Annotated in this window: 7 protein-coding genes; 1 reads left to right on the forward strand and 6 read right to left on the reverse strand. The window is 69.7% G+C overall.

Annotated features, from left to right (window positions below; translation table 11 throughout):
• Positions 1–31: 31 nt before the first annotated feature.
• Both ACJ9NR_RS11710 and pulA read right to left on the reverse strand, forming a co-directional pair.
• A complete protein-coding gene (locus ACJ9NR_RS11710) occupies positions 32–1,654 on the reverse strand; it encodes a SpoIIE family protein phosphatase (protein ID WP_412487471.1) in 1,623 nt (540 codons plus the stop codon).
• 71 nt (positions 1,655–1,725) lie between these two features.
• Positions 1,726–7,128 carry a pullulanase-type alpha-1,6-glucosidase gene (gene pulA / locus ACJ9NR_RS11715; protein ID WP_412487472.1) on the reverse strand — a complete coding sequence of 1,801 codons (5,403 nt, stop codon included), beginning with the start codon at positions 7,126–7,128 and terminating at the stop codon, positions 1,726–1,728.
• 224 nt (positions 7,129–7,352) lie between these two features.
• On the opposite strand from pulA, the gene ACJ9NR_RS11720 reads away from it, so the two are divergent.
• Entirely contained in the window at positions 7,353–9,431 is a 2,079-nt protein-coding gene (locus ACJ9NR_RS11720) for a carbohydrate-binding module family 20 domain-containing protein (RefSeq protein WP_412487473.1), read from the forward strand.
• Positions 9,432–9,435: 4 nt separating this feature from the next.
• On the opposite strand, the gene ACJ9NR_RS11725 is transcribed toward ACJ9NR_RS11720, so the two are convergent.
• The 4 genes from ACJ9NR_RS11725 to ACJ9NR_RS11740 all read right to left on the reverse strand — a co-directional run bounded on the left by ACJ9NR_RS11725 (position 9,436) and on the right by ACJ9NR_RS11740 (position 14,743).
• A complete protein-coding gene (locus tag ACJ9NR_RS11725; RefSeq protein ID WP_412487474.1) occupies positions 9,436–10,809 on the reverse strand; it encodes an alpha-amylase in 1,374 nt (457 codons plus the stop codon).
• Between the two features lie 122 nt (positions 10,810–10,931).
• Positions 10,932–12,662 carry a glycoside hydrolase family 13 protein gene (locus ACJ9NR_RS11730; protein ID WP_412487475.1) on the reverse strand — a complete coding sequence of 577 codons (1,731 nt, stop codon included), beginning with the start codon at positions 12,660–12,662 and terminating at the stop codon, positions 10,932–10,934.
• Positions 12,663–12,813: 151 nt separating this feature from the next.
• Positions 12,814–13,725, reverse strand: a complete 912-nt coding sequence (locus ACJ9NR_RS11735) for a sugar ABC transporter permease (protein ID WP_412487476.1) — start codon at positions 13,723–13,725, stop codon at positions 12,814–12,816.
• A 13-nt stretch (positions 13,726–13,738) separates the two neighbouring features.
• Complete coding sequence (locus ACJ9NR_RS11740) at positions 13,739–14,743, reverse strand: carbohydrate ABC transporter permease (RefSeq protein WP_412487477.1); 1,005 nt, start codon at positions 14,741–14,743, stop codon at positions 13,739–13,741.
• Positions 14,744–14,759: the final 16 nt, after the last annotated feature.

The raw sequence follows: 14,759 nt of genomic DNA on the forward strand, positions 1-14,759 counted from the left end.
GGCACTCCTGTTCTACGGCGGCGGGCCCAGCCTAGTTCTTGAGCTGGACCGCGAGCATCGCGATGTCGTCCTCGCGGTCGTGGCCGAAGCAGCCCAGCAGGGTGTCGCACAGTGCGTCCAGGCCGGGCTCGGCGCCGACGGCCGCGGAGCGCAGCTGCTCCATGGAGACGGTCAGGTCCGTGCCGCGGGTCTCGATCAGGCCGTCGGTGACCATGAGCAGCCGGTCGGCGGGGTGCAGGGTCAGCTCGGTGGGCTCCGGCCGGGGCAGTCCCAGGCCGAGCAGCGGGCCGTCGGCCCGGGCGTACTCCGCGTCGCCGTTCCCGCGCAGGATCAGCGGCGGCAGGTGGCCGGCGTTGGCGATCCGGGTGCGGCCGGTCGCGGGGGCGATCAGCGCCAGGCACACGGTGGCGGTGACCTCGCAGTGGTAGTGCTGCAGCATCCGGTCGAGGCGCGCGGCGAGCACGGCCGGGTCGCTCTCCTCGACGCAGTAGGCGCGCAGGGCGTGCCGGATCTCGACCATGACGGTGGCGGCGTCCAGCGAGTGCCCGACCACGTCGCCGACCGCGGTGAGCACGCCCTCGCCGGTGCGCTGCGCCGCGTAGAAGTCGCCGCCGATCTCGGTCTCCCGGGAGGCGGGCACGTAGCGGACCGCGACCTCCATGCCGGGCAGTTCGGAGAGCCGCTGCGGCCGGGGCAGGAAGCTGTGCTGGAGGGTGAGGGCGACGTGCCGCTCGACCTGGTACATGAGCAGCGGCTCGGCGGCCAGCGCGGTGGCCTGCGCGAGCTGCGCCACCAGGGCCTCGTCCCCGGGGTTCGGCCGGCGGGTGCCGCGGGTGGGCGTGGCCAGGCACAGCGGGGCCCTGCCGTCCTGGGTGAGGGCCAGCGTCAGCCGGGCGTCGTGCTGGACGCCGGGACGGAAGAACCCGGCCGGCCACAGCGGCGCGGGCACCGTGGTGATCTGCACGCCGGCCTGTCCCCGGCTGAGCCGCCGCAGGAGACCGGCCACGGTCCGGTGGGCGCCCTCGTCCGGCAGCGCGAGCGAGGTGCGGTCCCGGGAGACGCCGCGGTAGAGCTCGTCGTCGGGGCCGAGCACGAAGACGGCGGCGGGGGTGCCGGTCAGCAGCGCGGTGCCGTCGGCGGCCGCGTCGGCGAGTTCCTGCAGGGAGCGCGCCGACTGGATGGTGATGACGACCTGCGAGAGCATCGTCAGCCGCCGTACCAGCGCCTTGTCGCCGGCGCGCAGCCGCGCGGTGCGCAGGGCGGCCCGCACCACCGCCTCGATCTCCTCGGGTTCGGCGGGCACCGTCAGATACGTCTCGGCGCCCGCGTCCAGGCCGCGGCAGCGGTCCCCCGGCGCGGCCGCGGCGGCGGAGAAGTGCACGACGGGCAGGTTGGCCATGTGCGGCCGTTCCTTGACCCGGCGGCACAGTTCGAAGCCGCTCATGTCCGGCAGTCCGACGTCGACTAGGGCCACGTCGGGCAGGGTGCCCTTGCGCAGCCGTACGTCCAGCTCGACGAGGGCCTCCTGGCCGCTGGCGGCCGGAACGACCTGGTGTCCGGCGCGGCGCAGCACCGTGCCCATGGCGTAGCGGTTGGCCGCCACGTCGTCCACGACCAGCACAGTCGTGTCTGTCAGCTTGCCGTCGACTGCCATCTCTCGAACCCTTGGACAACATCGGTGGGACGGACCGGTTCGGGGTCCGCCCCACCAACGTAATGCCCTGATCAGGAGATCCGGGAGAATACTGCAACAGTGCGCCCCGGAACGACGAACGTGCCGGTTTTCCGGTCATAAGCGGAAGACTTCACGACAGGGTCCGCACCGGCCGACTGCACCGGGTGCAGCCGGTAGCCGGTACCCGCCAGCGCCGCGACGTGCTGCTCCCGCTTGCCCGGCGTCGCGTTGAACACGACGACCAGGTCACCGAGTTCCATCGTGATCACCCCGGGCGTCTCGTCCTTCCCGGACAGCGGGAAGGACAGCTCCGACTGCACCTGCCCGGCCGTGCCGAGCGAGAATGCCTGCTCCGAGGAGCGGATCCTCAGCAGGTCCCGGTACGCCGCCGAGGCTCCCTCGATCTGCGGGCAGCCCACCCGCACCGAGCTCAACAGGGGCTTGGCGTACGGCCACTTGGAGGCGTTGTCGGCCGCCATCGGCAGTCCGCGTCCGAAGCCGTTGCCGTCGGCGCAGTTCCAGTGGATGGCGTTGAACCAGTCACCGCTGTCGAAGGAGTTGCGGTCCAGGGACTTCGACCGCAGCAGGTCGGAGCCCGCCTGCGAGAGGGACGGGCCCTGCGAGAGGGTGGCCGTCGCCATCGCGAGGACCTGCATCCGGGCCCGGTCGGCCGCGGACGTGCCCTTCGGCAGCTTGTAGGTGAGGGCGTCGAACAGGGACTCGTTGTCGTGCGCGTCCGCGTAGGCGACGGCGTCGCCGGGCGCGTCCGCGTAGCCGGCCGGCCGGCCGTTGTAGTCGACCTCGCCGCCGGTGACCTCCTTGCCGTCGGTGTCGGTGAAGCGGTACTTGGCGAGGTTGCCGGTCAGCCCGACCTTGATCAGGTCCTGGTAGTGCAGCAGCCGGGCCTTCTGCTCGGCCGGAGTGCCGTTGGCCGACGAGGAGTTGGGGTCGGTGTACAGGCCGGAGGCGAAGCCCTGGACGCCGGGGTCGGAGTCGAAGGGGCTGCCGCCGCGGATGGCGTCCCGGGCCCGGTCGGAGAAGGTCGCCACACCGGTGCCGGCCATGTTCTTCTGCGTGGCCTGCACGAAGCGGGCGTCGTCGGCGACCTCGCCGAAGTTCCAGCCCTCGCCGTACATGATGATCTTCTTGCCGTCGACGCCGTCCTTCGCGACGGTCAGGGCGTCGAGGGCCTTGCGGACGGCGAGGATGTTCGCCTTCGGCTGGTGTCCCATCAGGTCGAAGCGGAAGCCGTCGACCTTGTACTCCTTGGCCCAGGTGACGACCGAGTCGACGACCAGCTTGCCCATCATCGCGTTCTCGGTGGCCGTGTTCGCGCAGCAGGTGCTGTTGGCCACCGAGCCGTCCGCGAGGAGCCGCTGGTAGTAGCCGGGCACGACCTTGTCCAGGACGCTGGTGTCCGCCTGCCCGGCCGCCGCCGTGTGGTTGTAGACCACGTCCATGACGACCCGCAGACCGTCCTCGTTCAGGGCCTTGACCATCTGGCGGAACTGGACCGTACGGGCCGTGCCGTCCGGGTCGGTCGCGTACGAGCCCTCGGGGACGGTGTAGTGCAACGGGTCGTAGCCCCAGTTGTAGGCGTCCTTCGCCGCGGTCTTCGCCACGCACTCCTGCTGCTTGTCGGAGTCGGCGGCGTAGGAGGCGAGGTCGCAGTCGGGACGTGCCTGGTCCGCCTTCTTCTCGGGGATGGTGGCGATGTCGAAGGCGGGCAGCAGATGCACGTACGACGTACCGGACTTCGCCAGCTCACGCAGGTGCTTCGAGCCGTCGCTGCCCTGGTCGGTGAAGGCGAGGTAGGTGCCCCGGTGGCTCGCCGGCACCGTCGCGTCCTCGACCGAGAAGTCCCGGATGTGCAGCTCCTGGATCTCGGCGTCCTTCAGCGGCACGGCCTTGGGCTTGGCCAGGGACGACCAGCCCCTGGGCGCCAGGGACCGGTCGCGCAGGTCGACGACGAGGCTGCGCTCGGAGTCCGCGGTCAGGGCGAGGGAGTAGGGGTCGGTGACCTTGTTGGTGACGATCTTCCGGACGGATGGCGCCCACACCTTCACCACGTACCGGTAGGGCTTGTTCTTCCAGGACGGGGGCCCGGTGACCGACCAGACGCCGGTGGCGTCATCGCGCTTCATCGTCTTCAGGGAGCCGTCGAGCTCCAGTGAGACGCGCTGCGCGGTCGGCGCCCAGACGGACAGCGTGGGACGGCCCTTGTGGAACGTCGGCCCCAGGGCGGCCCTGGTCGCGCCCGCGTACACGTCGTCGAGGACGCCGGCGATCTGCACGCCCGTCGCCGCCAGCACGGCGCCGTTCGCGGCCCGCTGCGAGGCGACGATCTGGCCGTCCAGTGCCTCGCGCACCCGGTCGCGGTCGCGCGGGTCGACGGACCAGGCCGTGTAGCTCTTCAGGTAGGGGAACCTGGCCTTCTGGGCATCGGTGAGGGTGGTCTTCCCAAGGCGCAGCCAGCGCTCGTCGTCGCTGGTCAGTGTCCCGTCCTTGACGGCGATCGAGCCGTCGTGGGAGTACAGCAGCTGGGTGGAGACGGCGGCGTCGGAGCCGTTGAAGGCCACGGTGTTCCGGTCGATCCAGACCGCCTTGGAGGTGGTCAGGTCGAGTGCGGCCGAGGAGCCCGCGGGCTGCGGCAGCAGGTACTTCTCCTGGCCGTCGAGCAGCCACACCTCGTAGCCGCTCGCCTTGAGGTCCAGCGACTGGTCGGCGGGGAGGTCCTTCAGGTCGCCCTTGTGGATGATGTAACTGAGGCTGGTGGCACCGTCGGTGAGGGGTACCTCGAAGACCGCGCCGTAGGCGTCGGTCCGCACCGGCTTCAGCGGGCTGGACCAGTCCGTGGGGTTCGCGGCGCCGGTCCACACGTGCAGACCCCAGCCGTCGTAGTTGCCGTCCGCGCGGTGGTAGTGGATGACCGCCTTCGTCGTGTCCTGCGCCGGATAGCCGGGCCGCGTCGTCGACATGGCGTCCTTGCCCTGCTCGATCCAGACCTCCCCGGTCTTCGTCACGTCGATGGTGCGGTCGGCGGAGACGTCCTTGTTGCCGTCCTTGTCGACGACGAGGAAGCCGACGCTCGAGGCACCCGGCTTCAGCTTGACGTAGGCGAAGGCGCCGTAGGCGTCACGTCCGGTGAAGGGGTGGCCGGCCGGCCAGGTGGTGGACTCGCCGTCGGCCAGGTCCCCCCAGGCGTACAGGTTCCAGTTGCCGTAGTCGCCGTCGGTGCGCTTGTAGTGGACGATCGCGTAGTCGCGGGAGGAGGCGGTGGGGATCTGAGGGGCGGGCGGGGTGCCGGTCGTCGAGGCGGCCGTGGCGCTCGCGGTGTGCCCGGCCGAGTCGACGACGACCGCCTTGTAGCGCAGGGCGGTTCCGGGCGCGACGTCCTTGCCGATGGTCTGCGTGACCTTGTACGGCGCGTGGTCGGCGCTGCCCAGCGTGCGCCACCGGCCGTTGCCGACCTGGGCGGCGAAGACGACGCGGTTCAGCCCGCCGCCGCCGACACCGGCCGCGACCTCGACCGTGCCGGTGGCGCCCGCGGCGGGGGCCTTGAGGGTGAGGGCCGGGGCCGCGGCCGGCCGGGCGGGTTCGCCGGCCGCCTTCAGCACGACGGCGGACTCGGCCGGGACGGTGACCGTGACCTTGCTGTCCGCGCCGGACGTCACGTCGTGCGAAGTGCCGTAGACACCGCGGTACTTCATGTCCGCGGAGCCGGCCGCGAAGGTGGCCGACCGGGCCTCGCCCGCGTTGTTGAAGGCGACGATGTACTCCTGGCCGGACCTCGCGTCGGTGCGGCTGAACGCGTACACCCCCGCGCCGTCGGCCGCGTAGCGCTGGGTCTGCACCCCGTCGGTCAGGGCGGGGTTGTCCCTGCGCAGCCTGCCGAGCGCGCTGATCTGCTCGTACAGCGGCGCCTTGGTGTCGTAGGAGTCGCTCGCGTGGGTGCGGTCGGTGCCGATCTCGTCGTCGTCGAGGTAGTCGGCGACCTTGGAGGCGAACATCGTCTGGCGGGCGTCCTTGTCGCCGCCGGAGCCGGTGAAACCCTGCTCGTCGCCGTAGTAGACGACCGGGTTGCCGCGGCTGAGGAACATCAGCTCGTTGGCGAGCTCGTCCTTCTTCAGCAGCTCCGCGTCGCCGGCCTTCGGGTTGTCCTGGTTCAGGAAGTACCCGATGCGGCCCATGTCGTGGTTGCCGAGGAAGGTGACCTGCTCGTAGGCGTTGGCCTTGTCGGTCGTGTACTTGTAGTCGTCGCCGAAGACGGCCGCGAGTTTCTGCGCGCTGCCGCCCTGGGAGGCGTAGGAGCGGGCGGCGTCCTGGAAGGGGAAGTCGAGGGTGGCGTCGAGCCGCCCCTGGGTGACGTAGGGCGAGGTGACGGAGGTGTCGGCGGAGTAGACCTCGCCGAACATGAAGAAGTTCTTGCGGCCGTGCGCGGCGGCGTACCTGTCCAGCGCCGTCGCCCACTGCGTCCAGAACTCCATGTTCACGTGCTTCACGGTGTCGATCCGGAAGCCGTCCACGCCGAAGTCCCGCACCCAGCGCTGGTAGATCTTCTCCATGCCGCGGACGACCTCGGGGCGCTCGGTCCACAGGTCGTCGAGGCCGGAGAAGTCGCCGTACGTGGCGGACTCGCCCGCGTAGGTGGAGTCACCGCGGTTGTGGTACATCGTCGGGTCGTTGAGCCAGGACGGGACCTTGCTCCTGCTCGTGACCACCGGGGTGCGCGGGAAGGAGTCGCGGGAGACGGCCGGGAACCTCTTCGTGCCGTTCGCGTAGTCGCTGTCGTCGAAGGGCCTGCCGTCCTTCGTCAGGTACGGGAACGCGCCCTTGGAGAGGTAGTCGTAGGACTTCTCCTTGTAGTCGACGACGTCCGCCGTGTGGTTGGTGATGACGTCGAAGAAGACCTTCATGCCCTTGGCGTGCGCCTTGGAGATGAGGGTCCGGAGGTCCTTGTTGGTCCCGAAGTGCGGGTCGACCTGGGTGAAGTCGGTGATCCAGTAACCGTGGTAGCCGGCCGAGGCGTTGCTGCCCGTGCCCTGCACCGGCCGGTTCTTGAAGATCGGGGCCATCCAGATGGCGGTGGTGCCGAGGCCCTTGATGTAGTCGAGCCTGCGGGTCAGGCCCTTGAGGTCGCCGCCCTGGTAGAAGCCCTTGTCGGTGGGGTCGTAGCCGGTGCTCAGGCGCGAACCCGTCAGCCCGCCCCGGTCGTTGGACGGGTCGCCGTTGGCGAAACGGTCCGGCATGACGAAGTAGAACTGCTCGCGGGTGTCGCCGTGCCGGGCGGGCGCGGCGGCGAGCCGCGCGTCGGAGGGCGGCGGGGGCGGAGCGTCCGCGTGCGCCGCGAGCGGCTGGACGAGTGCGGCGGCGAGCGCGGCGACGGTGACGGCCGCGACCCGTCTGACGTGGGCGGTGCGGCGCCGCGCGGGCGCCGGCCATCTCGGTATCACAGGCGGGAACTCCTTGCGATTACGGCTCAGTCGGGTCCGACCCCTGCGCCGCGGGACGGCTTCGTCGCCGGGCGCCCGCGTGACCGTATCGCTGACGAAAGGTTTACAGCAAGAGTTTTGAAACTCATAGCAAGAAGTTTCAACGGCAACCTTGACGTGCCCTTCTCAACACCCCCACGCTCACCACTGGTCGAAACCCACACACCCCCTCATCGGAGCCGCACATGACCGGACACCGACCCCCGGGTGTCTTCCGGCGCCGCACGGCGAGCGCCGTGGCCGCCGGCGCGCTGGCACTCGCGGGCGCCGTCGCGCTGCCCGCCGCCTCCGCGCACGCGGACACCACCGCCAAGGGCGACGTCATCGCCAACCTCTGGGAGTGGAACTGGAACTCCATCGCCTCTGAATGCACGAACGTCCTGGGCCCGGCCGGCTACGGAGCCGTGCAGGTCGCGCCCCCGGCCGAGTCCCTGAAGCAGTCCTCGTACTACTGGTGGGACGTCTACCAGCCCTACTCCTACGACCTCGACAGCCGCTTCGGCGACAAGGCGCAGTTCGCCGCGATGATCACCGCCTGCCACCGGGCCGGCGTCAAGGTCTACACGGACGCGGTGATCAACCACACCGCCGCGCAGACCGGCACCGGCTACCACGGCACGACGATCACCAGCAAGTACGACACCCCGGAGTGGAACCGCGCCGACTACCACGACTCCTCGGACTGCCCCACCTCCGACCTCACCATCCAGGACTACGGGAACCTCACCCAGGTCCAGAACTGCGAACTGCTGGGCCTGCCCGATCTGAGGACCGGCTCCGACACCGTACGGGCGGGCCTCGCCGACTACCTCAACTCCCAGCTCGCGCTGGGCGTCGACGGCTTCCGTGTCGACGCGGCCAAGCACATCCCCGAGACCGACCTGGCGGCGATCGAGGCGAAGCTGACGAACACGACGGCGGGCACGGCGCCGTACGTCTTCCAGGAGGTCTACCCGGGCTCGACCCCGCAGCCCGCCGACTACTACGCCTCCGGCGACGTCCTGGACTTCACCTACGCGAGCCGGATGAAGTCCGCCTTCCAGGGCAATGTCAGCGACCTGTCCTCGCTGGCGAGCAGCGGCATCCTCCCGGCGGCGAACTCGGTGTCCTTCGTGACCAACCACGACACCGAGCGCAACGGCCTGCACATGAGCTACAAGGACGGCGGCACCTACAAGCTCGCCAACCTCTTCGAGCTCGCCTACAAGTGGGCGACCCCCACGGTCTACGCCAGCTGGGAGTGGACCCAGAGCGACCAGGCCCCGCCGAACTCCTCGGGCTTCGTCACGGACACCGACTGCGGCAGCGGCACCTGGTACTGCCTCGACCGCGACACCGCGGTCGTCGGCATGGTGGCCTGGCACAACGCGGTGGACTCGGCGGCGGTGACCGACTGGCAGACCAAGTCCCCGGACGTGATCGGCTTCGGCCGGGGCGGCGCGGGCTTCTTCGCCCTGAACAACGGCTCTTCGCCGGCCACCTACACCTTCACCACCGGCATGGCGGACGGCACGTACAGCAACGTCGTCGACGGCGGCGCGAGCACGGTGACCGTCTCCGGCGGCAGCGCCTCGCTCACCCTCCCGGCCAAGGGCGCGGTCGCCTTCTACGACGCGTCCTACACCTGCACCGTCGGCTGCGGCGACGCGGGCGGCGGCGGCTCGTCCGGCTCCACCGTGAGCGCGACGTTCGACGAGTACGCGCCGACGACGTCCGGCACGGACGTGTACGTGGTCGGGTCGATCCCGGCCCTCGGCGGCTGGGACACCGCCAAGGCGGTCAAGCTCTCCTCCGCCGGCTACCCGGTCTGGTCGGGCGAGGTGAGCGTGCCGGTCGACACGTCCTTCACCTTCAAGTACATCAAGAAGGACGCCTCCGGAAACGTCACCTGGGAGTCGAACGCCAACCGGTCGGCCACGACCACGACGTCGGCGCTCTCGCTGGACGACTCCTGGAACGTGGCGGACGCGGACGCCACCGACGTCACCTTCAACGAGTCCGCGACGACCGACTGGGGCACCAACGTCTACGTCGTGGGCTCCCTGCCGAGCCTCGGCTCGTGGAACACCGCCGACGCGATCCCGCTGTCCTCGCAGTCGTACCCGACGTGGAGCCGGCTGGTCATCGTCCCGAAGAACACGGCCTTCACGTACAAGTACGTCAAGAAGGACGGCTCGGGGAACGTGACCTGGGAGTCCGGCACGAACCGCTCGTACACGACGGGCGGTTCGTCCGGCTACACCACGAACGACACCTGGAAGTAGGGCCTCAGCAGCTCGACTTCCCGGCGTAGATCGCCAGCGCCGTACCGGCGCCCAGGGTGGCGGTGAACTGCCCGCCGGAGTTCACCGCCACCGTCGTGTTGTTCTGCACGTTGCAGTACGTGCCCGCGGGCATCGACGTCTGGTAGGTGCGGGTCAGCGTGCCCGTCTCGTGGTTGATGGCGACGTAGCCCTTGCTGCCGCGGCCGAAGGCGATGGCGTCGGCGCCGTCGTCCCACCAGTCGGTCATGGCCTGGCCGCGGGTGGTGTTGCGGAAGGCGACCATCGACTTGATCTCCGGCCAGGCGTGCTGGCACTTCCAGCCGTCCTGCCAGCAGGCGTTGACGGTGCCGCCGTCGGGCGGGCCGGCGTCCGCGTCGGACCACTCGTAGCCGGAGTTGATGTCCGGGGCGCCGTAGGGGTAGGCCAGCATGAAGACGTTGGCGAGGGTGTAGTTCGCGCCGTCCTTGTAGTTCAGGGTGGAGCCGTTGCGCTCGGTGTCGTGGTTGTCGACGAAGACGCCGGCCACCGAACTGCTCAGGTAGCCCCAGCCCTCGCCGAAGTTCTTCAGGTAGGCGAGGTTCTCGTTGTTGAAGACGCGCTTGAGGTCGTAGGCGTAGCGGAACTCCTGGACGTCGCCGTTGCCCGTGTACTCGGTGGGCTGGACGGCCTCCCCGGCGCCGTAGATGACCTCCTGCTTCCAGTACGCGTTCGGGTTCGTCAGCCGGGACTTGATGTTCGCCAGGTCGGCGGCTGCGATGTGCTTGGCGGCGTCGATGCGGAAGCCGTCCACACCGAGCGAGAGCAGGTCGTTCAGGTAGCCGGCGATGGTCCTGCGGACGTACTCCTCGCCCGTGTCCAGGTCGGCGAGGCCCACCAGTTCGCAGTGCTGGACGTTCCAGCGGTCCTGGTAGTTGCTGACCTGCGCGGTGCAGTCGTCGAAGTCGTAGGAGGAGTACAGCCCGGGGTAGTCGTACTTCGTGTACGACGATCCGCCGGTGCCGGTGCCGCTGCCCGCGGACATGTGGTTGATGACGGTGTCGACGACGACCTTCACCCCGGCCGCGTGGCAGGTGTTCACCATGTTCCGGAAGGCCGTGCGGTCGCCGAGCCGGCCGGCGATCTTGTAGCTCACCGGCTGGTACGACGTCCACCACTGCGAGCCCTGTATGTGCTCGGCGGGCGGGGAGACCTGGACGTATCCGTAGCCGGCCGGGCCGATCGTGGTGGTGCACTCCCGGGCGACCGAGGCGTACTTCCACTCGAAGAGGACGGCGGTGACGTCCTTGGTGCCGGGCGGCGAGGCCTGCGCGTTCGTCGGGGTCATGACAATCGTGGCGGCCGTGAGGGCGACCGCCGCGGAGAGCGTTCTGCGTACCATGTGGGGCTCCTTCACCGTTGAAGGTTTTTGCTGCAAGTTTTCAACCAACTTGCGGTGACGGAGATGTTAAGGGCCCGCTGCCTGAAAAGGCAGCGGGCCGTGTGAAGTTGATGCAAGAAATTTCAGGGGCGGGTGGTGAACCACACCGTCGTGTCGGCCGGCACCTTCGCCTCGCCGTCCGCCTCGGTCACCTCACCGCTGGCGAGCAGGACGCGGCCGTACGCGGGAGTCGTCACCGACTCGCCGCCGGTGTTCGCCACGCACACGAACTCCCCGCGCCGGAAGGCGAGTACGCCCTCGGGGGCGCGCAGCCACTCCACCGCGTCCCCCGCGCCCAGGTCGGGGTGCTCCCGGCGGACGGCGAGGGCGGCGCGGTACAGCTCCAGGGTCGAGTCCGGCACGCCCTGCTGCGCCTCCACGCTCAGCGCGCCCCAGCCCTCGGGCTGCGGGAGCCAGCTGCCGCCGCTGCCGAAGCCGTACGAGGAGCCCTCGCGCGTCCACGGGATGGGCACCCGGCAGCCGTCGCGGAAGCCGTCCTGTCCGGCGCCGCGGAAGTACGCCGGGTCCTGGCGCACCTCGTCCGGGAGGTCGACGACGTCGGGCAGGCCGAGCTCCTCGCCCTGGTAGACGTAGGCCGAGCCGGGCAGTGCCAGCATGAGCAGGGTGGCGGCCCTGGCGCGCCTCAGCCCCAGCTCGCGGTCGCCGGCCAGGCGGATCTGGGTGCCCAGGCCGGGCGGGTTGGCGAAGCGGGTGGCGTGCCGGGTGACGTCGTGGTTGGACAGCACCCAGGTGGCGGGCGCGCCGACCGGGCGCATCGCCTCCAGGGTGCGGTCGACGACCTCACGGAGCTCCCCGGCGTCCCAGGCCGTCGACAGGTACTGGAAGTTGAAGGCCTGGTGCAGCTCGTCCGCGCGGACGTAGTTCGCGGTGCGCTCGATGGTCGGGGTCCAGGCCTCCGCCACGAAGATGCGCCCGCCCGTCTCCCGCCACCGCCCTTCCGACGAAGGCCCTTCGGGCCCCTCCTTTTCGGCGTATTCGTCGAGGATCAGCCGCCACTGCCGGTAGATCTCGTGCACCCCGTCCTGGTCGAAGAACGGCATGACATCGTTGCCCAGCAGCTTCACCTGGTCGTGGGAGCCGAGGTCCGGCAGGCCGGCCGCCTTCACCAGGCCGTGGGCGACGTCGATGCGGAAGCCGTCGACGCCCATGTCCAGCCAGAAGCGCAGGATCGAGCGGAACTCGTCGCCGACGGCCGGGTGGTCCCAGTTGAAGTCGGGCTGCTCGGGCGCGAAGAGGTGGAGGTACCACTCGCCGGGCGTGCCGTCGGGTTCCGTCACCCGCGTCCATGCCGGGCCGCCGAAGATGGACTCCCAGTCGTTGGGCGGGAGTTCGCCGTTCCTCCCCTTGCCGGGACGGAAGTGGTAGCGCTCGCGCAGGGGCGAGCCCGGGCCCTCCCGCAGCGCGCGCTTGAACCACTCGTGCTGGTCGGAGGAGTGGTTGGGGACGAGGTCGACGATGATCCTCAGACCCAGCTCGCGGGCGTCGCGGATCAGCGCGTCCGCGTCCAGCAGGTTGCCGAACATGGGGTCGACGGCCCGGTAGTCGGCGACGTCGTAACCGGCGTCCGCCTGCGGGGAGGCGTAGAAGGGGCTGAGCCACACGGCGTCGACGCCGAGGTCGCGCAGGTACGTCAGGCGGGAACGCACGCCTTCCAGATCGCCCATGCCGTCGCCGTTGCCGTCGGCGAAGCTGCGCGGATAGACCTGGTAGATCACGGCGTCCCGCCACCAGTCGCTGCGCTTGGCTTCGGCGGAGTGCGGGGCCGGGGCGATGGCGGAGTGCTGCTGGCTCATGGCGTCCTTGGTGCGGTGAGGGTCCCCCCGCTCGAGCCGATTCGAGAGTGGGGGAAGGGTCAGGGGGTGGGGTGTGCATACCCCGGTGGGGCGGGACGGTCGCGGTGACTGCGGGGTCGGATGGGCACCGCGACCGTCCCGGTCCTGGGGGTCAGCCCTTCGTGCCGCCGGCGGTCAGGCCGGTCACCAGGTTCTTCTGCACGAGGTAGAAGAACGCGGAGACGGGTATCGCGATCAGCACGGCGGTGGCCGCCATCAGGTTGCGCTGGGCGTCGTGTTCGCTGACGAAGGTCTGCAGGCCGACGGCGAAGGTGTACTTGGTGTCGGACAGCATGAACGTCGACGCGAACGCCACCTCGCCGAAGGCCGTGAGGAAGCTGTAGAAGGCGGCGACCGCGAGGCCCGGCTTGGCGAGCGGCAGGATCAGCCGGGCGAAGGTGCCGAAGGGGCTCAGCCCGTCGACCCGGCCGGCCTCGTCGATCTCGAACGGGATGGTGTCGAAGTAGCCCTTCAGCAGCCAGGCGCAGTAGGGCACGGCGGTCGAGCAGTAGACGAGGACGAGTCCGAGGTAGCTGTCGATGAGCTGCAGGTCCGACAGGATCTGGTACATCGGCACCATCAGCACGGCCACCGGGAACATCTGGGTGACCAGGAGCACCCACATGAACTTCCGGTAGCCCGGGAAGCGCATGCGGGAGACCGCGTAGCCGGTGGTGGCGGCGATCGTCACGCCGATGAGCGTGGTGCCGAGCGAGACGATCAGCGAGCTCTTCAGCCAGTCGAAGAACTGTGTGTGCTCGAGCACGAACGAGTAGTTGGTGAGACTCGCCTTGCCCCAGATGCCGCCCGGGTGCAGGTAGTCGTCCTTGTCCGGGCCGAGGGAGAGGTAGATCAGCCAGGCCACGGGGAAGAAGGCGATCAGGCTCGCGACGGTCAGGACGGCGTGCGAGGCGAGGGACGCCGGACGGCTGCGCTCGCCCCGGCGGCGCACCTTGCCCGGGCCGGCCTGCGCGGCGTCGTGCGGGGGCACCTCGGCGGAGGTCTCGACGGTGGTCGTACTCATGGGAGCTCCTGCCTCAGATCGCGAGCTGCTGCTCATTGCGGTTCAGCCAGCGGCGGTAGAAGGAGGTGAAGACGATCAGGATGGCCAGCAGCAGGATGCCGTAGGCGGCGGACTGTGCGAAGTCGCGCGGTTGCTGTCCGAAGCCGAGGTAGTAGGCCCAGGTCACCAGGATCTGGGCGTCGGGGGCGGTGTTGCCGAACAGCAGGAAGATCACGGCGAACTGGTTGAAGGTCCAGATGATGCCGAGCAGGACGACGGTGGAGCTGACCGACCGCAGACCCGGCAGGGTCACGTAGCGGAAGCGCTGCCAGGGGCTCGCGCCGTCCATCTCGGCGGCCTCGTACAGGGATCCGTCGATGGACTGCAGGCCGCCGAGGAGCGAGACCATCATGAACGGCACCCCGCACCAGGTGTTGACCATGATGGCGGCGAACCGCTGCCAGAAGGTGGACTCCAGCCAGTCCGGCGTGGGCAGGTGCAGGGCGTCCAGGGCCAGGTTGACGATGCCGCCGTCGGCGAGCATGAAGCGCCAGCCGAAGACGGTGACGAAGGTCGGTACCGCCCACGGGAGGATGAGGATCAGCCGGTACACGGTGCGCCCGCGCAGCTTCTGGTTGAGCAGCAGCGCGAGGGCCAGGCCGATCGTGTAGTGCAGGGCGACGCAGAGCGCGGTCCACACGATCGTCCAGACGAAGTGCGACCAGAAGCGGTCGTAGGAGGTCGGGCCGAACAGGATGTCCTTGTAGTTGTCGAGCCCGATGAACTTGTAGGTGGCGTCGATGTGGTTGACGCCGATCGTGCGCGCGGTGTTGAGGCTGTTGGCGTCCGTGAGGGTCAGGTACAGGCCGTACACCAGCGGGTACAGCACCAGGACACCGAGCACGACGACCACCGGGGCGATCATCGCGTAGGCGTACCAGTGCTTGTGGTAGCCGTGCTTGAGGCGTTGGCCCAGCCCGGGGCGTGGCCCGCGGCCACCGCGGACCCTGCCGGTCGCGCGGTCGATGGCGACTGTCATGTTCGGCACCTTCTGG

Origin of the sequence: Streptomyces sediminimaris (assembly GCF_047049295.1) — a bacterium.
Taxonomy (GTDB): domain Bacteria; phylum Actinomycetota; class Actinomycetes; order Streptomycetales; family Streptomycetaceae; genus Streptomyces; species Streptomyces sediminimaris.

What these genes read in the sequence shown, in the direction of transcription:
- ACJ9NR_RS11710 (WP_412487471.1), bottom strand. Translation starts at nt 1,654, where the DNA reads ATGGCAGTCGACGGCAAGCTGACAGACACGACTGTGCTGGTCGTGGAC.
- ACJ9NR_RS11720 (WP_412487473.1), top strand. Translation starts at nt 7,353, where the DNA reads ATGACCGGACACCGACCCCCGGGTGTCTTCCGGCGCCGCACGGCGAGC.
- ACJ9NR_RS11725 (WP_412487474.1), bottom strand. Translation starts at nt 10,809, where the DNA reads ATGGTACGCAGAACGCTCTCCGCGGCGGTCGCCCTCACGGCCGCCACG.
- ACJ9NR_RS11730 (WP_412487475.1), bottom strand. Translation starts at nt 12,662, where the DNA reads ATGAGCCAGCAGCACTCCGCCATCGCCCCGGCCCCGCACTCCGCCGAA.
- ACJ9NR_RS11735 (WP_412487476.1), bottom strand. Translation starts at nt 13,725, where the DNA reads ATGAGTACGACCACCGTCGAGACCTCCGCCGAGGTGCCCCCGCACGAC.
- ACJ9NR_RS11740 (WP_412487477.1), bottom strand. Translation starts at nt 14,743, where the DNA reads ATGACAGTCGCCATCGACCGCGCGACCGGCAGGGTCCGCGGTGGCCGC.